An 18,071-nucleotide genomic window follows, 5' to 3' on the forward strand; every position below is an offset into this window, starting at 1 on the left:
AATAATGGGCTGATTTAAGCGTGTAAGCCAGAATACAAAATCGCTGTGGCTCGCAAGTCCCGATACCAGCGCTCTACCGGATATTCCTTGGTAAAACCGTGACCTCCTAAAATCTGTACACCATCAGTACCAATTTTCATGGATTTTTCTGCACATAAAAGCTTTGCCAGATAAGCCTCCCGGTGAAAGGGTTCTCCTGCTTCTGCAAGGCTGGCGGCATTCCAGAGCATCATACGCATTGCCTCAATCTCAATGGTCATATCTGCAATTATAAAAGCGATACTCTGACGATGCGAAATAGGCTCACCAAATGCCATACGCTCATTTGCATAACGAACACAGTAATTTTTTACAGCCTCACAAGTGCCGATAGCCAGTGCGCACCACATTAGCTGGCCTAAATCTAGAAAAGCGCTATAGTCAAAGTCTTCATCTCCCAGTCGCTCAGCAGGAGTTTGATTAAACTTTAATGTGACAGTTTCACAGGCTTTAAGTCCCATGGCAGGGCATTTTTTATAACTTATCGTACTATCGCGTATTGCTACGAATACGTCAGCTTGTCCATTATAGTCAGCACTCACAAGGAGCAGATCAGCGGTTTCACCTAAGAGGACCAAGGTTTTTTCTCCAGTAATATAAAACTGCTGATCTTTAAAAATAGCCTGAGTATCTAGCTGAAAAGGGTTAAACGCCGAAGAGTTTTCTTGAGTTGCGAAAGTAGCCTTAAGATCATTGAGGTGGTTAAAAGCGGTCAGGTATTTAGCCTGAATCTGTTCAGAACCCCATCGACTCAAGGCATTAATTGCACTAAAACCAGAAAGTAGCCCAGCAGCCAGACTGAAATCTCCTTGACCAAGCTGTTCTGTAATCAGAATATTGCTAACAATATTTAAGTGGTCTGCTACTCCTCCAAGTGCTTCAGGCAAAGCATATTCATTAAGTCCTAGGTCTTTTGCGTGTTGCCAGAGTTCTTGAGGAAAAGTCTCATTATGATCAGCGCGGGCTGCCAGAGGGTAAAGTATCTCCTGTGCAAATTGGTGCATACTTTCAACGAGCATCTGTTGTTCTTCACTCAAGTTTAAATCAAACAGGTTTTTTCCTTGAGGTGATAAGCGCTGTTTTTTTAGTGACTGACTTTTAAAAAATTTTTGTGATTGACTCAAACTTTTAAAACCAGCTTTAGAGCCTTGGTAAAGTGACTTTTCAATGAGCTTTCTCAAGTTAAACTGATCAATTATTTCAATACCTGCAATTCGGGTAATCAGTGATAGGCCTAGCCCTTGTGCTTTATTCATCATTTTTGTCATATATTTTCCAGCAGTTTTTTATCGTTATGCGGGATATGCTGACATAGCTTATGATAAAACACCATGTCAGATATGACAGAAGTTGATTGGCTCTATTAGAGTATAATGATTATATTATTTAAGAAGTAAGCATTTGAAGTTTATTATCTATTTTTACAGATTTTATAATGAAAACAGTAAAGAATTGACCGGATTGACATGAAGTCATCCGGCCGGCTGTATTTAAAGGTGGTCACGAATCATTTTGCGCACATTGGTTTTAGCATTAATCACAGTCATAAAGGTATAGGCCCCGATAAATTTACGGCTGATAAACATAAATTCTTTTGGCGGTACGCTAAAATAGCGTGATGCCATTGATCTTGATGCCTGCTGCATTACGCGTGCATGAAGCTGGCTTTTCTTCCAGTCATAACGTTCCTGATCATCCATAACATCTGGTGGTAAGTCAGGATTATTTTCTTTACTGCTGAATGCTTCTGTAGCCAGCAGAAAAACTTTTGCCATATCAGGTTTGATACTTTGTGGAATAGAGTCAAAAAACTCATAACCTGTCATCGCCTCTACCATAGCTGTCGAGTCATGGTTATAACCTGCCTGGATCAGGTTGCGCGCTACACTTAGCAGATGCTCATCAAACTGCCGGATTGCCCCAAAATCGAGTAAAATAATCTTGTCTGCAATATCTGCGCCATTGCCGAGACGGACCAGATAGTTTCCAAAATTGGGATCAGTCTGCATCTCGCCCCATTCAAAAATCTCACGTACTGCAATTTCTAGCGAAGCTTCACCCAGTCTGTTACGACGCTCCTGGGGTAATGACAGCATAACTGGGCTGTTAATGGGTACACCACGTTCAAAGGTCATGCAAAGGACTTGGGGAGCACAAAACTCATCTACAATTTGAGGAACAATATAACGTGGATCATCTTTAAGCCGCTCAGCAAAGCGCTGAGTGGTAGCCGCTTCTATACTGTAATTTACTTCGCGGTGCATCATGTCCCGGACTTCATCAAACCACTGATCAAATTCACGGGTTTGCGGTACCATCCGGGTCAGTTTAAGCATGTTTTTAAACAGGCTCATATCCGAGTCAATCGCGTCAGCCACTCCGGGATACTGAATTTTTAATACCAGCTCTTGACCATCAGATTTTCTTACTGCCCGATGCACCTGAGCTAATGAAGCTGTACCTATAGGCTCATGGTCAATCGTAAGCTGATCCAGTTTAGAGCCTAATTGGTCTTGAAGATGGGCTTTAATAGCAGGCCAAGCTAAAGCAACAGTCTGGTTATTTAAGGTATTTAAAGCCTGTGTAATCTCTTCAGGCAAAAAGTGTTCACCATAAAGTGCCATCATTTGGCCAATTTTAACAATTGATCCCTTTAGCTTGCCAATTTCAGAAACCAGATAGTTTGCCTGATCTGTCATGGCTTTTTTACGTTTCTTTTCTTTTTCTTCATCACTGGCAAAGAAGGAGCCGGCATTAGCTGTTGCCCAGCGGGTACCAGCAAGTAATGAGGCTTTCGCAATCGATAAGCGTCGGTCCATAGAGGAAGTTTTTAAATTCTTAAGCTTATCGTTTTGATGTGTCATGAAAGTAAAATCCTTTAGGAGTCGGCCTGATGAGCAATTTTAACCAATATTAACTGTTATCCGCGTATTAAAACAGTTGGACTTAAGGAACGGAGAGTTAAAAAATGCTAATAGCGGAACAAAACATACTTAAGTCACTAAATAGCCTAAGCATATGCTTATATAACGATATTCAACGAAAAAGTAAACTTACGCCCTCTATTTCAAAAGTAGAGCAATTATCGATATTGAACTTTTAGGGGGTGACGCTGGTTCAGTAAAGTTTTATTACGTATCAGATGCTGTATGATCAAAGCTTTTACACTCTCATGCATAAATCCTAAAGCATAACCTTTTACAATGATTATACTGGGTAAAGTAAAGAAAAAATAACGTACATCTTCTAAATTAGGCTCTGTAAATACATGATATTCAGCCAGAACTTGCTGAAAGAACAGTTTTTCATGTTGGACTTTGACCGACTGCTCGTCATTCCAGTAGGACTGACGCATAGCCAGTAAATTATTATGCTTGTAACTCATGGTAGAAATATAACAGAAGAACGTATAATAAAATATGAGGACGGTTCTTTAAGATTCAATACGGAGAGTGATAAATTGCAAAAGCAGAATTTCCCGATATATTTTTAAATTTTTATATCGAACTTAAAGAATTTTATGAAAAATCAAAACTAAGCGTTGCAACTGGTATTTAGTTTGGGGAACAAAGATGCGATTAATATTAGGGTCAGGACTTATCTTGATTTCAGCTCAGGCAGCTGCCATTGCTCAGCAAGGTTACTCTGAAACTTATACGCGCTGTATAAACCATGCGTATGGACAAACTGAAGTATTGCAGAAGTGCATCAATCAAGAGTTAAAGCAACATAAAAAACGATTAAAGAAAAGTTATCGCGCCTATTATAAGGTAAGTGGTCAGCACCAGACAAATGTGATCCAGCAATATGAACTTTGGGAGCGCCGTGTTCAAAGCCAATGTTATACAGCTATGGATAATCAGTTTGGTCGTCTACAACAATCACGTTGTATATTGGCGCAGGTGATTGAGCAGGCTAACTACTATGGGACCAGATATATTCCTTAAGCTATACTTCTATGACAGATAAAAAATAGCCTCCCAAAAATACCGCTTTTACTGAGACAAGCATTATAAAAGCCCGCAAAAAACGGTATCATAAGGCCATTTTTGAAAAGTTGAACTTGGAGAGCCCTGAGTGGAGCAATCGACCATTAGCCCTGAACATTTACAGGAAGCTGCCGAAAATTTAACAACAATTCGTGATTTCATTCGTTTTGGTGTCTCTGCCCTGCGTCAATATGATGCACATCTGGGACAGGGGACTGAAGATTATTTTGCAGAAAGTTCAGCATTGGTATTACAAACGCTCTCTCTAGAATGGGCAGCCAATCCTGAAATCCTGGATGCAAAACTTTTACCAAGTGAAAAAGAAGAGTTTTTAAATCTGCTGGCGCGTCGTGTTAATGAGCGTATTCCTACTTCATACTTGTTAAATCTGGCTTATTTTTTTAATAAACCTTTTTATGTTGATGAACGGGTCTTAATTCCACGTTCACCGATTGCAGAATTGATTGAGAACCGCTTTGCTCCATATTGTCTTGATGAACACGGCCAGTTACGGGAAGCTCATAATAATCTTCCAGTAAATTCAGATCCGCAAACGCCGCGGCGTATTTTAGATATGTGCACAGGTTCTGGTTGCATTGCCATCGCACTGGCTTATGCGTTCCCTGAAGCAGAGGTTGATGCAACCGATATTTCCAAAGAAGCACTTGAAGTGGCTGCCATTAACACTGAGCACCATAATATGCAATATCAGGTTGCCTTGATGGAATCGGATCTTTTCTCAAAAATTCCAGCAGAAAATCAATATGACCTGATTGTTTCTAATCCGCCATATGTTGATGCTGAGGACATGGCTGATCTGCCTGAAGAGTTTCTGCATGAACCTGAGCTTGCCTTGGCTGCCGGTCAGGACGGCTTGGACTTGGTCCGTAAGATGCTGTCTCAGGCTGCAGATTATCTGACTGAAGATGGTCTGATTGTGATTGAAGTGGGGAACTCAGAATGGGCAATGAAGCAGAATTTTAATACGGTAGATTTCCACTGGCTCGAGTTTAAAAAAGGCGGCTCAGGTATTTTTGCACTGACTGCCGAGCAGTGCCGTCGCTATCAGCAACTGTTTCAAGAATCTGTTGAAGTATAAGGAAGATGAAGCATGGCGGGTAATAGTATTGGGCAACTCTTTCGTGTAACCACCTGTGGTGAGTCGCATGGAGTTGGCCTCATGGCAATTATAGATGGTGTGCCTCCAGGTATTGAGCTATGTGAAGCAGATTTGCAAAAAGATCTCGACCGCCGTAAGCCAGGAACTTCAAAGTTTGCCACCCAACGTAAAGAGCCTGATCAGGTTGAAATTGTTTCGGGCGTTTTTGAGGGTAAAACAACAGGTACATCGATTGGTTTGCTGATCCGTAACACTGACCAGAAGTCTAAAGACTATGGCAACATTGCTCAAACTTTTCGTCCTGGTCATGCCGATTATACTTATACTCATAAGTATGGTTTTCGAGATTATCGGGGCGGTGGGCGTTCTAGCGCACGCGAAACAGCAATGCGTGTGGCTGCCGGTGCAATTGCCAAAAAATACTTGGCAGAAAAATTTGGTATTGTGATCCGTGGCCATGTAACCCAGATTGGGCATGAAAAAGCTGAAAAACTGGACTGGAATGAAGTTGCTAATAATCCGTTTTTTTGTGGAGACATAGAAGCAGTTCCACGCTTCGAGGCGCTGGTGACCTCTTTACGTGAACAGGGAACCAGTTGTGGGGCGAAACTGGAAATTATTGCTGAGAACGTTCCGGTAGGCTGGGGGGAACCAGTATTTGACCGTTTAGATGCAGATATTGCCCATGCCATGATGAGTATTAATGCTGTAAAAGGTGTTGAAATTGGTGATGGTTTTGCCGTAGCTGGACAGTTTGGGCACGAGACTCGTGATGAACTGACTACAGAAGGATTTCTGGCAAACCATGCAGGCGGAATTTTAGGCGGGATTTCTAGCGGCCAGCATATCCGGGTAGCAATCGCACTAAAACCTACCGCCAGTATTACGACGCCAGGTAAAACGATCAATCTGGACCGTGAAGATACCGATGTGCTGACCAAGGGTCGCCATGACCCATGTGTGGGCGTACGTGCAACACCAATTGCAGAAGCAATGCTAGCTATTGTGCTAATGGATCACTATCTCAGACATCGTGCACAAAATGCAGATGTGATCCCTCCCTTTAAACCAATTGCCCCATAAACTTTAAATAAAGAGCCCCAATTACGGGGCTTTTTTATCGTTGAATGATTTGTATGATCTCTTGAGCAACCAGCTGGGTAAGTTGGTTCAATTTTTCTATTGGCGTACCTTCCAGAAAGTATTTAATCTCATAAAAATGATTGTGATCAGAAATTGCAATAAAAAATGTACCCACCGGTTTTTCAGATGAAGCACTACCGCCTGGTTTTAGAAGTCCTGTACAAGCAATAATTATATTAGCGCCTTTAAATAATTTATGACCTTGAGTTGCCATGGCAGCTGTAACTTCTGCCGACTCAGCTGTGTATTGTTCAATAAGCATAGAATCAATTTTTAAAACATCAATCTTGATACTTGGGTCATAACTGACTAATCCTCCTAACAGGATATCTGCGCCGCTATTTTTAAAAATAGAAAACTGACTGGCCAGATAGCCAGAGCTGGCACTTTCAATAAATGCAATTTTTAATGTCTGTGTTTCAAGTAATGCGCAACATTTTTGAATTATGACCATGCTTATAGCTCTAGTTCTTATTTATTCTTAATTACTATATCTGAAAAACCACCTGATTCCACATTAAAGGAAACTGGCTTTAATTGAGTAATTTAGGTCGTAGAACTTCAATCATAAAGTCTTTTTAAATGACCTTTAAAGGATTCTGTTGGGTTTTATAGCTTAGTTGTTGCTTTAACAGGCACTAACTACTAAAGATGCATTTCTTAAAGGAAGAAAACCTGTTAAAACTAAAAATAAAGTGTGTAAAGAAGACAGGCCTTTTATGAAAACAATAGTAAAGTACATTGTGTTAAAAAGTAAGGAGTATCAATTAGGCACGCCGTTATTTGAAGAAGAACTAGATGTGGGGAGCCAGTATTTTGACCAGATTCCGAAAATTATTAACTATCAGAATCATGACTTTTGTGTAAAGTCTAAAGAGCTCAGCCGTAAGCAAATTTTTGATGATTTTGAAGAATCACAAGTTATTATTGTTAAAGTAATTGCATTAAATTGAAATTGTATAGGGCAACAGTAATGTTGCCTTTTAACTTCTATTACTGAAAAAATTATTAATAGTTTTAAGAAAGTAAATATAAATTTTCATCGCTGCAATCTTTAAATTTGTAGTAACTGAAACATGAAAAGAACAAATCATACTCATATTAAAGATTAGTAGACCAAACAAGAGTACTTAGTTGATATAAAAACATCAAAAATATATATCCCTTCTCTGCTTATAGGGAATATCATGAAATTTAAAGAAATACTTGATCTGCTGATCGATCCGGAACGTACTGGATGGATAGGCGTAAAAAAAACCAATAAATTTTTTAAATATGAAAATATCTATTTAGGTATTCATATCGGTGATAAAGCCATTATTGATATGAGTCTGGTACCTCATGGAGTAAGAGAATGTTATTGTCATTTTGAAAAAACAGGCTTCAAGCTAAAGATTATTTACACTTTTGAAGCAGACTTGGAATATGATCATAGAATACTCTCTAAGCTTAATATTTTTTGTTTTGATGGCGTAGGAGGACAGCAAGCGATTATTCCTGATCTTGACACTGAGCAGGCGCCTATTGAGTTTAAAAAAGCTTTAATAGAACTCTTAAATACAGATAAAAAAATAAGGAAATATATCTTGAATCATTTTGATTTTCATCCAAAAAAAGCTTGTACAAACTAACTTTTTGTAGATATATGAGAAAATATATACCCTGTTTAAGTATACTTATATTAATCGCTAGTTTAGGGCTGATTTCCGGATGCCAGCCACCTGCCTCTGGAGAGTCCGCTGGTTTTCGTTATCCTTTTCTTTATAGTCAGCTCATGAACAAAAAGTTATCTGGCCAACTTCCTGTGCCTGTAGAAGGGGTAACAAGGAAACAACTGCAAGATACTTGGGGAGCTGCTCGAAGTGAAGGTAGAAAACATGAAGGAATCGATATATTCGCTAAACGGGGGACACCTGTGCTCAGTACAACTGAAGGTATAGTTAGGCAGGTGGGTACTAACAATCTTGGTGGACAGGTAGTCTGGGTAACTGGTCCTGATTTAACTCATCATTATTATGCCCATTTAGAGAATTATGCTGAAAATATCACTGCGGGGGATTGGATCGAAGCAGGTGAAGTGATTGGCTATGTGGGAAATACAGGGAATGCGCGCGGAACACCGCCACATTTACATTATGGAATTTATATAAATGGGCAGGGAGCAATTAACCCTTATCCTTATTTAGAACCAAACTGAAAAATGAAGTCAAACAGAGAAATTTAAAATTAATTCGCTTAAAATGGTGTCTATAGATACACTTATTAAGTGATTTTTCATTGAAAAGAGATGATAAAATGGAAAGTGGATTAGTTCAGCTTGTGGATTCTTTAAAACTTGAAAAGGAAGGGTGCGAGCCTATACTGTTAGAGCTGGGCACCGTCCTGAAAGTGGTCTATCGTACTTCTGATATTTATCTGGTCAGTACAGACGATGGCTTTACTTTTACGCTTGCAGCGAGTCAAGAAGATAAGGTATGGAAAAAAGTATAAAAGTCAAATAAACCTACGATATTTTATAATAATTAAAATATAAATTGACCTATACCAATTTAAGGCGTATAAAGCTAATTCATTGATGCGGGATGGAGCAGTCTGGTAGCTCGTCGGGCTCATAACCCGAAGGTCGTTGGTTCAAATCCAGCTCCCGCTACCAATAAAAATTTAAGGTTTATAGCCCAGTCTTCTATGATTGGGTTTTTTTATTTTTAAAATATGGGTTGCTAATCTAAAGGAAACCTGTATAATTGCCGCATAACTAGAAATATAGTTTTGTTTCAATAATCTCTCAGCTCGCAGTTTTTTATTAAATCCTTCGTCTTTATCAGATTTTAGTCTCATATATTATTTTCAAGTTATCCTAAGAGTTAAAAACTCTCTTTATTTAAAAATTCAGGATTATATTATGTCTAATGTCGTAAAAGGTACAGTGAAGTGGTTCAACGAGACTAAAGGTTTTGGCTTTATTCAACAAGAATCAGGTCCAGATGTATTTGCTCACTATAGCGAAATCACTAACCAGGGTTTCAAAACTTTATATGAAGGCCAGCAAGTGCAATTTACTGTAGTTGACGGTAAAAAAGGCCCTCAAGCAAGCAACATTACTTTAGTGTAATAGCTCGTCTGCCTTGAATAATAAAAACCCATCTTTTGATGGGTTTTTTTATAACTAGTGCTACTTTAAAATATTAAACTGAGGTGCGACTCGTTCTTAAAGATTCCGCCCAGTCACTATGGTGACAACGTGGACAACTCTGATCTATCTTGGTCAACATTCTGGTTTCTCCGCATTTCATGCAAGAGTAAAAAGTATTTTCCTTAACAAATGTAGCTTTTTGATAAGCCTTTGGAAAAATTGGAAGTCCCCATTTTATATCCTTTTTCTCAAAGAAAAGTAAGCTTAATGCTCCATCTGATTCTAATAGGGCAGTTCTGATCTGACCTAAATGTTCTACATTCTGCTGGCGCATTTCGGCAAAAAATTCATCATGAGAGAAAGTCTCTTTTTCCAAATCCTTAAAAACTAGTTTGCCATCTTCTACTATACAAAGGGGTAAGCCTTCTAGCAATGCTTCTATTTTTTTATTTTTTACCATACTCCAAGTCGTAATCCGATATAGCAGTAGAATAGTAGCGACTACTGTAAACGTTTGTATAATCGGCAGTTCCTCCATAAACATCGGATCACCAGCTGCCGAACCCAAACACAAGATTATTGCAACTTCAAAGATTGAGAGTTGCCGTATGCCACGTTTGCCTGATAACCGCAGAAATATAATAATAATTAGATACATCACTACGCAGCGAATGATGATTTCTAAAATAAATTTCCAAGACGTATCTCGTATAAAGATATCTGCAAAATCCATTTTAATTTTTGCCTACCTATATGATAAAAAATCTTAATAAATAATGAGTTAATTGAACAATAACTAAATTAGAGCACGAGAATGTATGGTTTTGAGACACATTTGGTTAGATTAGTTTAAATCTTGCAAGCTGATGAGGTTTAAATTTTTATACATAAATCCAGCTAGTGCTGCTTTCTTTATTTATTAAATATGTCAGTATCATGACCGTAATAATTTTATATATACCCAGCTTATGTCTTTGGAAACCTTTAACTTAAATTTATTCAGATTAATTAATGCATCTGAGAATGCAACTGATTTGAGTATTAATGTGGCCATCTTTATCGCTAATGACTTGCTCTATATTATGCTGGTAATATTTCTGGTTTTATGGTTTAAAGGAAATTTAAATACTAAAAAACAAATACTTAAAGCTTTTATTTTTACCAGTATTGCCATTGCAATCAGTCAGATTATTTCTCAGCTTTTTTATCATCCGCGCCCCTTTGTAATGGAAGTGGGAAGAACAATTATCTTTCATGTGCCTAATGGCTCATTTCCAAGCGATCATATGCTCATTTTTAGCACAATTGCCTTTTCATACTTTTTCTCTAAACAACGTATTATTGGTTTAGGACTGATTGGATTAGCTTGGCTGGTTGCTTGGTCTAGAATATATCTTGGGGTACATTTTCCTTTGGATATGTTAGGAGCATTTTTTATTGCCTTGGCAATCAATATACTAGGTTTAACCTTATGGAAAAACTATAGTAATATATTGATGCAATTTATATTAAAAATATATTATTTTTTATTTAAGAAAATAATAGATAAGGGCTATATACGATAGATTAATTTTTATTATATTAAGATTGAGTTATATAGAAATTTAATGTTCTGAATCTAATGAAATAGAATGGGTTTTTGATAAATCTATAACTTATATGTTTGATTTTTAATATGATATTAAGTTGGTGTGATGATATATAAATCAAGATATAATATAGTTTTATTATATTTTAATTAAAGTAATAAAATACTACGAAAAGCTATGGGAGATTAATTTTTTAATATCAAGTTTATATCTGACTAATTGTGGTAGAGGAAATTGAATGCTTATTCAACTTTGCTATGCAAGTGAAAGAATAGAACACTTAAATAGTGATCTTTTGGAGGATTTAAGTAATATTTTAACTAAATCAAAACTGTTTAATCAGGAACAGCAGATCTTTGGGGTTCTTTATTATGCTAATGGTTTTTTCTTTCAGTGTCTTGAGGGAGAGAAATCTCAAGTAGAGGCTCTTTTTGTAAAAATACAAGATGATAAGCGGCATCATAAAATTAAGTTATATAGAACTGTTATTATAGATGAGATTAATTTTAAAAGTTGGTCTATGAAATATGTTGAAAAAAATACTTGTATAGAACGCTTCTTTCATAAGCGTGGTAAAAAAAGTTTCAGCCTTTAGAGCTTTTACAAGAGGATATCGCTTCCTTATTAGAGGTATTGATTGATTCTGTAGAGTCGGAATTGCCTAAGCGAACAAGACAAGGACTTAAATATCGTGGAGTGAACCGATTTCTATAACTTAGCCCTTCTTAGAGAGAATATGTCTCGTCTCAAACTAATAGTTTAATTTTTTAAAGGTTTAATGCACAAAATATTTAACGGTTTTTATTGATAATGATTATTAATTAAAGTAGGGTGGATAATAATTTTTAATTTGCTTTTTATCAAATATGGCTAAAATCTTTTTTTTGGGCAAAAAAATCTTAGAAATATTTCTTGTTTTAGGCATGGCTAGTACGGTTGCAATAACTGTTCATGCTAAACCTGATCTCAAACCCTTAGGTAAAAACATTGCAGATACAGGTTCACAAGTTTATAACTTTCAAACTAAAAAATTCATCTCTAAAGATCAAAAGCGAATTTACAAGGTTTGGTTAGGTATTCCTAAGCAAAAAAAGAATCTATCAACTGGAAGTACTGCTATTTTTATGCTGGATGGTAATTCCGTAATGTCCCGCCTGAATGAACATCTACTTCAAGGTATGGCCGAGCAGGATGCACCAGTTTTAGTTGCGATTGGTTATGAGACTAATCTGCCTTTTGATTCTAAGGCGCGTTCACTAGACTATACACCTGCAGATAAAACAGGTGAGCTGGCAGTTGACCCTCGAAACCCTGAACGATTGAGTGGTGGAAGTAAGGCATTTCGAAAAATTATTATACAAGAAATAGCACCGTGGGTAGAACAGCAGGTCAAATTAGACCCTAAAAGAAAAATACTCTGGGGACATTCATACGGCGGATTATTTGTATTGGACAGTTTAATAGCTGGACAGTATTTCAGTCATTACTTTGCGGCAAGTCCTTCGTTATCATGGGCAGATCAACGTATAATGAAAAAATTAAGGAGTACAAAAGAACCTTTTGCTGAGTCTAAACAACTTATACTTATGGAAGGAGATATTACTCCTCAAAAAAATCAAAAAGTTAGTCCAAATTTTAACAAAGATATGATTGTGAATAATCGTGAGCTACTTTCCTATGTACATAGTCAAGGAGTAAGTGCCAAATTAATAATTTATCCGGAATTAAGCCACGGTGAGGTATTTGGGGCATCATTAAAGGATATATTAATGAATAAGCTTTTTTAATTTATATGACTTAATCAATCTAATAGAACTGATTAAGATTTGGTGAAATAGTTAATTTTACTTAAAAGTAATTAATAAAATTTAAAAATTTTTACTAAAAGGTAGGCTGGCAAAATATAAAAGGAAGATTTGAAGTGTTCGCTCAAAATTTCTGAAGAGAAAATATTAATACCACTAATTTTAAATACATTATACGGCATTCTATGTATATGAAGGGTCTAATAGCACTCTAAAGAATTATCTAGATGGGGCATGGCAAAATATATCAGTTTATTGAAATGCCAGCCCTCTAGAGATTTAAGCCTCAATTAAGCTTAATTATTGCTGAAAAGTAAGAAATTCCCAAAAAATAGGGTTAATCAACAAAGTATCTCTATTTTTGCTACGTCGATATCAGTAGGTTTATAGCGGTGGGTATCTACTTCACCCATTATGCGTACTTTTGTGCCTGGTTTAAGTTGAGAAGGAGTCGCCAGATCATCATCAATTTCAACATTTATGGTACCGGTTGAATCTTTAAACTCATAATAATCACTCTTAATGTAGCGAGTTATTTTTCCAGTCAATGTAACAGCTGTTTCATCTTTTGCTTTAATTGCCTGAGCCACAGTTACCTTATTTTTAATGGCTGCATTTATAAGTTTTTGGTCATTAGTATCTGCAAATATTTGAGTAGATAATACGGAAATTAAACCAGTTACTATAATTTTGACAATTTTTATCATGAATTATTTCTTTCATTATTAAAATAAATTTATAAAAAATTTAGCTTAGATTTAAAATATCTATATTATTAAATTGTTATTTAATTTATAGGTGGCTGAAGTTAAATAAAATTTAAATTTTTATAAAAATATTAAGATTATAATTTTTGATACTTTTAGTAATTTTCAATTTACTTTTAAATTTATAAGATTAATTTGTTTATTGTAAGTATTAATAATTTTAAATAAATTCAGGAGATATCTTGAAAAGAATAATCTTAAGCTAAGACTTTAAATCTTTCATATATTTTTATCTACAGGAGAAGAACAAGAAAATGTATCAGTCCCTATTAGATTTATCCGGCAAAACAGCATTAGTTACAGGTGGAGCCGCAGGCATAGGCCGGGCCTGTGCTTCATTATTAGCTGAAGCAGGAGCTAATGTGATGATAGCTGATCTGAATTTAGAGGCCGCTCAACAGACTGCTGAGTACATTAAAGAACAGACAGGAGGTGATATACGCAGTATCGCATGTAATATTCTCAAAGATAGTGAGCTAGTAGGAGCTGTTGAAAGTACATTAGAAGCATTTGGGCATATCCATATACTGGTCAATAATGCTGGCGGAGGCGGAGGCGGTCATGAAGCACCTGATCAGATCAGTGTAGATGATTTTGTTCGTGACTTTCAGCTGAACGTATTCGCTGCCTGGCGTCTCTGTCAACTTGTGGTTCCGCATATGAATATAGCAGGCTACGGTTCAATAGTTAATATCACTTCTATGAGTTCTGTTAATAAGAGTCCTGCTATGAGCGGCTATGCTGCTTCTAAGGCTGCGTTAAATCATATGGGTGCTAATTTAGCACATGACTTTGGGCCTGTAGTACGCATTAATGCAGTAGGACCAGGGGCTATTCGCACAGCTGCACTGGCAAAAGTTCTCACTCCTGAAATTGAAAAACGCATGCTGGCTCATACCCCATTGCAGCGTTTAGGTGAACCGGAAGATATTGCTAAAGCAGTCTTATTCTTTGCTGCTCCTATCTCTTCATGGATCAGTGGTCAAACCTTATTTGTAAATGGCGGCGGAGTACAAACCCTTGATTAAATTATCTCATCCTTTAAAATTTCTAATCGCAGCCCTTAGCTTTGGCTGTACAACTTTAGCTGTTAGCCAAACTAACACTACTGTAGCTTCTAAAAATTATCATATTTCCAGTACTAAACCTGGCACAATTTTATCTGCTCAGGCACAGCAGCCGGGAGTGGGCTATGCACATGCAGGACAACGGTTTCTGATTAATTATCGGAGTCGGGGAGTATATGGGGAGCCCATTGTTGCCTCAGGCTTTATTATTCTCCCTAAAGGCAAAGCACCAAGACAGGGCTGGCCAGTACTTGCCTGGGCACATGGTACTACAGGGGTAGCAGACACATGTGCACCTTCAGAGGATTATGCAGGCGGGCCAGTCCATAGTTATCAACAAGTCGCTGATGCTGCTTTAGATACTTGGTTAGCACGCGGTTATGCGATAGTTGCACCTGATTATCAAGGTTTAGGCACTCCAGGCGGGCATCCTTATATGAATGCTACTAGCCAATTACATACAGTAGTTGATGCAGTGCGTGCACTACATGTTTTAATGCCAGGCCAGATTAACAAGCAATGGTTAGTAATGGGTCATAGTCAGGGAGGAGCAGCTGCATTAGCGGTAGCTGCATATGGACAAAAAGATGCACCTGAGCTTAATCTGAAGGCGGCATTGGCTCTTGCACCAGGTGGATATCAGTATGAGGGTATTGCTGAGTATGCCCAAACTCATCCTAAACCTGACACCAACGTTGCTGCTTTTTTTCCAATAGTTCTACTCGGCGCTCAAGCTGCTGACCCTAGTATAAATCCTGATAATCTGGTAAGTCCGGAAATGCAGCTTTTACTTGATCAAGGACGTAAACGCTGTCTGAGTGAAATGCAAACAGAGCTAAAGCAGTCGCCAGATCGTATATTTAAGCCAGAAGCCAATTTAAAACCATTGCTTGATTACCTTAAATTGCAGTCTATTGAGCGGATGACTCCTACTGTACCTCTCATGCTTGTACAAGGCACGAATGATCAGCTAGTAGATCCACGCGGAACCTATGCTTATTATCAGCAAGTTTGTAAAGCTCATAAACCAGTTGTATACCATTCTATTAATGGAGGTGACCACCGAGATGCAGTACGTCAAAGTCCAAATTTTTCAGCAGAGTTTTTAAAGACTCTCAATAATGGAAAAATACCAACTTCTTGTTCGACAAAATAATAGTTAACTTAATAAAAAATTATTTCGAGAGAGATAGTTTGAAATAGTAAAATTGTATTAATGATGAGACACTGAAATTAAGATTATTTCAGTGTCTTTATAATAATTGGGAATTAAAAATATATTCTAATAGAATATTTTATTAAATTAAGAAGATTCAAATTCCCGAGTTTGAGTATGGAATCTTTAACCTATAAAAATAATTTTAAGTAATTTATGTAAATAAAAGAATTTATAGATGCAATAAATATAATGAATATAAGGCCTTATTTTTAAGGAATATAATTTCAAATTACATTTATATTATTTGATACACTCTTGAAATATATATTTAAAAGAAAGGTGTATGTTAATAGAACTAGATAGAAATCTAGCCACTCTATTAAGATTATGAGGAATTTTAAAATGTCAAATCAACAAAATCAGCAAAATGATCAACAACATCAACAAGGCCAACAGAATCAGCAAAGTGGTCAACAAGGTCAGCAGAGCAGTCAACAAGGCCAGCAGAATCAGCAAAATGATCAGCAGCGTCAACAGAATGATCAAAATCAGAATGATCAGCATATGTAATAGTAAATATTAGCAAGCTGAACCTTAGCCTGTTAAAAAAGCCCTCTCTTAAAGTCTGGGCTTTTTTATTTTAATATAAAAAATTATTTAATTATAATTACGAAAACAATCTTAACTTAAACTTCTTAATGTTTTAGCTTGAAATAATTAAAACTTTAGTTTTATAAAAACAAATATATTAACTAATGTTACGTTTTTACATCTTTTTTAAAAATACTAGGATTTAAGATAATTAAAAATTTTTATTGAAAAGATGATTATAATGAAAAAGAAGTTAATAGAGAGTAGCAGGAAATCTTATAAATTATGGTTTAACTCTATGTCTGATGAGGAAAGAGAAGAATTAAGTGCAATAGGTATACAGTGCAGAGCCGATGCTCAGTTTTTTAAACAGGAAATTTTAGATATTCATAGCCACTTAAATAATCTCAAGTTAAAAGAGAATAGACTATTATTTAATAAATTTATTAATAGATTTCTTGCACTTATTCCAAAAAATATCCATTCTTATATTGATAGGGAATCTTTAGAAGCAGACTCTGATTATCGGGCTTGGCTAATTAGTCGTCAAATGTTTGTATTTAACTATCTTATTGCAAAAAGTAATTTCGATTTAAGTAAAGGTGAGAACTATAGTCATATTTTATGGTCTCCTGTGATTGATAGTACTACTCCTCAACAATGTTATGACTTCAATAATAAAATTTTTAAAATTACTGATATAGAGTTTCAAAGATCAGCTACAGAACACTGGAGTAAACCAAAAAAAGGCTGTAAATGTAGTTTGATATCTATAAATAATCGTCAAGCTGAAAAATATATAAGTTTATAGATTACAAGATAGGCTAATAAAATTTGCAGATGGTCCTGATATATTTTATAGACTCTAACTAAAAGTATATTATTATTTAGTACTCGTAAAATATAAAAATAGAGTAAGAATAAAATAATTATCTTTACTTAGGTATTGCATTATCCATATGGAGCACTTCATATCTCTAAACTCTCAACATTAGCAAGTAACTTTAAGTACTTCTGTACCAGAGGCATTCGAAGAAATGATTTCGTTATTATTTTAGTAAAATACCAGATTAGATATATAAATTTTAAGTCATCTTCTTAGTCTGTTTCAGAAAACGCGGTAATTCAAATAGAGGGTGTTTTTAATTAAGCCTGTTAAGGCTTATATAAGAAAATTTTATATGGGACTTCGAATATCTTTAGAAGAAATAGTTCATTAAAACCATAAAGTCTTTAGCGAATCAAAGATAAAAAGCGACTCAATTACTCAATATTTGTTCATACATAGTAGCAAATATTTCTTATGATACATTTTTTAGATTATCATCAGGCTTCATTAAAAAGGTTAACTGTTGAAAGTAAAAATAGTTTTTTGTTAATTTGGTTCTATAGTTCTTCAAATAGTATGCAATGACATTACTGTTGTAGAGAGTCAATGAGTATTATTCTTTACGGTTTAACTTTGCATAAAGCTTGCAAGATCCTTAGCGTATTGATTCATATTACGACTTTCCCAAAGTCGGGAAGAATGATCATGACAGTCATAGCTAAGTGTAAAAAAACTATGGGTTGCCGGATAAGCCGTTCCGCTTTTAAATGCATCATGAAAAAATGACCAACGATATAACAGGCCAATAGGTATGTCTTCATCTTAATCTTCATAAGAAAG

The 18,071-nt window shown here is 36.1% G+C and carries 21 protein-coding genes and 1 tRNA gene; 16 read left to right on the forward strand and 6 right to left on the reverse strand.

Annotation, left to right across the window (positions count from 1 at the left end; translation table 11 throughout):
• Positions 1–14 precede the first annotated feature (14 nt).
• From AC0VYT_RS06195 to AC0VYT_RS06205, 3 genes are all read right to left on the reverse strand, one after another.
• A complete protein-coding gene (locus AC0VYT_RS06195; protein ID WP_005014548.1) occupies positions 15–1,307 on the reverse strand; it encodes an acyl-CoA dehydrogenase family protein in 1,293 nt (430 codons plus the stop codon).
• A 222-nt stretch (positions 1,308–1,529) separates the two neighbouring features.
• A complete protein-coding gene (locus tag AC0VYT_RS06200; RefSeq protein ID WP_005014542.1) occupies positions 1,530–2,903 on the reverse strand; it encodes an ABC1 kinase family protein in 1,374 nt (457 codons plus the stop codon).
• Between the two features lie 218 nt (positions 2,904–3,121).
• The gene (locus tag AC0VYT_RS06205) at positions 3,122–3,424 is read right to left on the reverse strand and encodes a hypothetical protein (RefSeq protein ID WP_005014541.1); all 303 of its coding nucleotides are present in this window, start codon (positions 3,422–3,424) and stop codon (positions 3,122–3,124) included.
• A gap of 187 nt (positions 3,425–3,611) precedes the next feature.
• On the opposite strand from AC0VYT_RS06205, the gene AC0VYT_RS06210 reads away from it, so the two are divergent.
• The 3 genes from AC0VYT_RS06210 (at position 3,612) to aroC (ending at position 6,231) form a co-directional block, all read left to right on the forward strand.
• A complete protein-coding gene (locus AC0VYT_RS06210) occupies positions 3,612–3,986 on the forward strand; it encodes a hypothetical protein (RefSeq protein ID WP_005404174.1) in 375 nt (124 codons plus the stop codon).
• A gap of 130 nt (positions 3,987–4,116) precedes the next feature.
• Positions 4,117–5,127: a 50S ribosomal protein L3 N(5)-glutamine methyltransferase gene (gene prmB / locus AC0VYT_RS06215; protein ID WP_005014538.1), complete on the forward strand. Its 1,011-nt coding sequence runs from the start codon at positions 4,117–4,119 to the stop codon at positions 5,125–5,127.
• Between the two features lie 12 nt (positions 5,128–5,139).
• On the forward strand, positions 5,140–6,231 hold the full coding sequence (aroC, locus tag AC0VYT_RS06220; protein ID WP_005014537.1) for a chorismate synthase: 1,092 nt from the start codon (positions 5,140–5,142) through the stop codon (positions 6,229–6,231).
• Between the two features lie 34 nt (positions 6,232–6,265).
• Here the strand turns inward: aroC and AC0VYT_RS06225 are convergent, their stop codons facing one another.
• Positions 6,266–6,745, reverse strand: a complete 480-nt coding sequence (locus AC0VYT_RS06225) for a CinA family protein (RefSeq protein ID WP_005014535.1) — start codon at positions 6,743–6,745, stop codon at positions 6,266–6,268.
• A 265-nt stretch (positions 6,746–7,010) separates the two neighbouring features.
• On the opposite strand from AC0VYT_RS06225, the gene AC0VYT_RS06230 reads away from it, so the two are divergent.
• The 6 genes from AC0VYT_RS06230 to AC0VYT_RS06255 all read left to right on the forward strand — a co-directional run bounded on the left by AC0VYT_RS06230 (position 7,011) and on the right by AC0VYT_RS06255 (position 9,403).
• A complete protein-coding gene (locus AC0VYT_RS06230; RefSeq protein ID WP_005014533.1) occupies positions 7,011–7,244 on the forward strand; it encodes a hypothetical protein in 234 nt (77 codons plus the stop codon).
• Between the two features lie 234 nt (positions 7,245–7,478).
• Entirely contained in the window at positions 7,479–7,922 is a 444-nt protein-coding gene (locus AC0VYT_RS06235) for a hypothetical protein (protein ID WP_005014532.1), read from the forward strand.
• 14 nt (positions 7,923–7,936) lie between these two features.
• Positions 7,937–8,488: a M23 family metallopeptidase gene (locus AC0VYT_RS06240; RefSeq protein WP_005014531.1), complete on the forward strand. Its 552-nt coding sequence runs from the start codon at positions 7,937–7,939 to the stop codon at positions 8,486–8,488.
• Between the two features lie 98 nt (positions 8,489–8,586).
• Positions 8,587–8,781 (forward strand): hypothetical protein, encoded by a 195-nt coding sequence (locus tag AC0VYT_RS06245; RefSeq protein WP_005014529.1) that lies wholly within the window; start codon positions 8,587–8,589, stop codon positions 8,779–8,781.
• Positions 8,782–8,867: 86 nt separating this feature from the next.
• Positions 8,868–8,944, forward strand: a tRNA-Met gene (locus tag AC0VYT_RS06250).
• A gap of 249 nt (positions 8,945–9,193) precedes the next feature.
• Positions 9,194–9,403, forward strand: a complete 210-nt coding sequence (locus tag AC0VYT_RS06255) for a cold-shock protein (RefSeq protein WP_005014527.1) — start codon at positions 9,194–9,196, stop codon at positions 9,401–9,403.
• Between the two features lie 73 nt (positions 9,404–9,476).
• On the opposite strand, the gene AC0VYT_RS06260 is transcribed toward AC0VYT_RS06255, so the two are convergent.
• A complete protein-coding gene (locus AC0VYT_RS06260) occupies positions 9,477–10,157 on the reverse strand; it encodes a DUF421 domain-containing protein (protein WP_005014525.1) in 681 nt (226 codons plus the stop codon).
• 235 nt (positions 10,158–10,392) lie between these two features.
• Between AC0VYT_RS06260 and AC0VYT_RS06265 the strand changes: the two genes are divergently transcribed.
• The 3 genes from AC0VYT_RS06265 to AC0VYT_RS06275 all read left to right on the forward strand — a co-directional run bounded on the left by AC0VYT_RS06265 (position 10,393) and on the right by AC0VYT_RS06275 (position 12,800).
• A complete protein-coding gene (locus AC0VYT_RS06265; protein ID WP_005014523.1) occupies positions 10,393–10,989 on the forward strand; it encodes a phosphatase PAP2 family protein in 597 nt (198 codons plus the stop codon).
• A 262-nt stretch (positions 10,990–11,251) separates the two neighbouring features.
• Positions 11,252–11,608 carry a BLUF domain-containing protein gene (locus AC0VYT_RS06270; RefSeq protein WP_005014522.1) on the forward strand — a complete coding sequence of 119 codons (357 nt, stop codon included), beginning with the start codon at positions 11,252–11,254 and terminating at the stop codon, positions 11,606–11,608.
• Between the two features lie 271 nt (positions 11,609–11,879).
• Positions 11,880–12,800: an alpha/beta hydrolase gene (locus AC0VYT_RS06275; RefSeq protein WP_005014521.1), complete on the forward strand. Its 921-nt coding sequence runs from the start codon at positions 11,880–11,882 to the stop codon at positions 12,798–12,800.
• Between the two features lie 359 nt (positions 12,801–13,159).
• On the opposite strand, the gene AC0VYT_RS06280 is transcribed toward AC0VYT_RS06275, so the two are convergent.
• Positions 13,160–13,525: a NirD/YgiW/YdeI family stress tolerance protein gene (locus AC0VYT_RS06280; protein ID WP_005014517.1), complete on the reverse strand. Its 366-nt coding sequence runs from the start codon at positions 13,523–13,525 to the stop codon at positions 13,160–13,162.
• Between the two features lie 314 nt (positions 13,526–13,839).
• On the opposite strand from AC0VYT_RS06280, the gene AC0VYT_RS06285 reads away from it, so the two are divergent.
• The 4 genes from AC0VYT_RS06285 (at position 13,840) to AC0VYT_RS06300 (ending at position 17,213) form a co-directional block, all read left to right on the forward strand.
• On the forward strand, positions 13,840–14,613 hold the full coding sequence (locus AC0VYT_RS06285; RefSeq protein WP_005014515.1) for a glucose 1-dehydrogenase: 774 nt from the start codon (positions 13,840–13,842) through the stop codon (positions 14,611–14,613).
• On the forward strand, positions 14,606–15,808 hold the full coding sequence (locus tag AC0VYT_RS06290; RefSeq protein WP_005014512.1) for an alpha/beta hydrolase family protein: 1,203 nt from the start codon (positions 14,606–14,608) through the stop codon (positions 15,806–15,808). Before AC0VYT_RS06285 ends, AC0VYT_RS06290 begins: the two co-directional genes overlap by 8 nt.
• 405 nt (positions 15,809–16,213) lie before the next feature.
• Positions 16,214–16,381: a hypothetical protein gene (locus AC0VYT_RS06295; RefSeq protein WP_005014510.1), complete on the forward strand. Its 168-nt coding sequence runs from the start codon at positions 16,214–16,216 to the stop codon at positions 16,379–16,381.
• Positions 16,382–16,643: 262 nt separating this feature from the next.
• On the forward strand, positions 16,644–17,213 hold the full coding sequence (locus tag AC0VYT_RS06300) for a hypothetical protein (RefSeq protein WP_005014508.1): 570 nt from the start codon (positions 16,644–16,646) through the stop codon (positions 17,211–17,213).
• Positions 17,214–18,071 lie beyond the last annotated feature (858 nt).

This window comes from Acinetobacter sp. QJM3NY_42 (assembly GCF_056173745.1).

Coding starts and splice junctions, on each gene's coding strand:
- AC0VYT_RS06195 (WP_005014548.1), bottom strand. CDS start 1,307: ATGACAAAAATGATGAATAAAGCACAAGGGCTAGGCCTATCACTGATT.
- AC0VYT_RS06200 (WP_005014542.1), bottom strand. CDS start 2,903: ATGACACATCAAAACGATAAGCTTAAGAATTTAAAAACTTCCTCTATG.
- AC0VYT_RS06205 (WP_005014541.1), bottom strand. CDS start 3,424: ATGAGTTACAAGCATAATAATTTACTGGCTATGCGTCAGTCCTACTGG.
- AC0VYT_RS06210 (WP_005404174.1), top strand. CDS start 3,612: ATGCGATTAATATTAGGGTCAGGACTTATCTTGATTTCAGCTCAGGCA.
- aroC (WP_005014537.1), top strand. CDS start 5,140: ATGGCGGGTAATAGTATTGGGCAACTCTTTCGTGTAACCACCTGTGGT.
- AC0VYT_RS06225 (WP_005014535.1), bottom strand. CDS start 6,745: ATGGTCATAATTCAAAAATGTTGCGCATTACTTGAAACACAGACATTA.
- AC0VYT_RS06230 (WP_005014533.1), top strand. CDS start 7,011: ATGAAAACAATAGTAAAGTACATTGTGTTAAAAAGTAAGGAGTATCAA.
- AC0VYT_RS06235 (WP_005014532.1), top strand. CDS start 7,479: ATGAAATTTAAAGAAATACTTGATCTGCTGATCGATCCGGAACGTACT.
- AC0VYT_RS06240 (WP_005014531.1), top strand. CDS start 7,937: ATGAGAAAATATATACCCTGTTTAAGTATACTTATATTAATCGCTAGT.
- AC0VYT_RS06245 (WP_005014529.1), top strand. CDS start 8,587: ATGGAAAGTGGATTAGTTCAGCTTGTGGATTCTTTAAAACTTGAAAAG.
- AC0VYT_RS06255 (WP_005014527.1), top strand. CDS start 9,194: ATGTCTAATGTCGTAAAAGGTACAGTGAAGTGGTTCAACGAGACTAAA.
- AC0VYT_RS06260 (WP_005014525.1), bottom strand. CDS start 10,157: ATGGATTTTGCAGATATCTTTATACGAGATACGTCTTGGAAATTTATT.
- AC0VYT_RS06265 (WP_005014523.1), top strand. CDS start 10,393: ATGTCTTTGGAAACCTTTAACTTAAATTTATTCAGATTAATTAATGCA.
- AC0VYT_RS06270 (WP_005014522.1), top strand. CDS start 11,252: ATGCTTATTCAACTTTGCTATGCAAGTGAAAGAATAGAACACTTAAAT.
- AC0VYT_RS06275 (WP_005014521.1), top strand. CDS start 11,880: ATGGCTAAAATCTTTTTTTTGGGCAAAAAAATCTTAGAAATATTTCTT.
- AC0VYT_RS06280 (WP_005014517.1), bottom strand. CDS start 13,525: ATGATAAAAATTGTCAAAATTATAGTAACTGGTTTAATTTCCGTATTA.
- AC0VYT_RS06285 (WP_005014515.1), top strand. CDS start 13,840: ATGTATCAGTCCCTATTAGATTTATCCGGCAAAACAGCATTAGTTACA.
- AC0VYT_RS06295 (WP_005014510.1), top strand. CDS start 16,214: ATGTCAAATCAACAAAATCAGCAAAATGATCAACAACATCAACAAGGC.
- AC0VYT_RS06300 (WP_005014508.1), top strand. CDS start 16,644: ATGAAAAAGAAGTTAATAGAGAGTAGCAGGAAATCTTATAAATTATGG.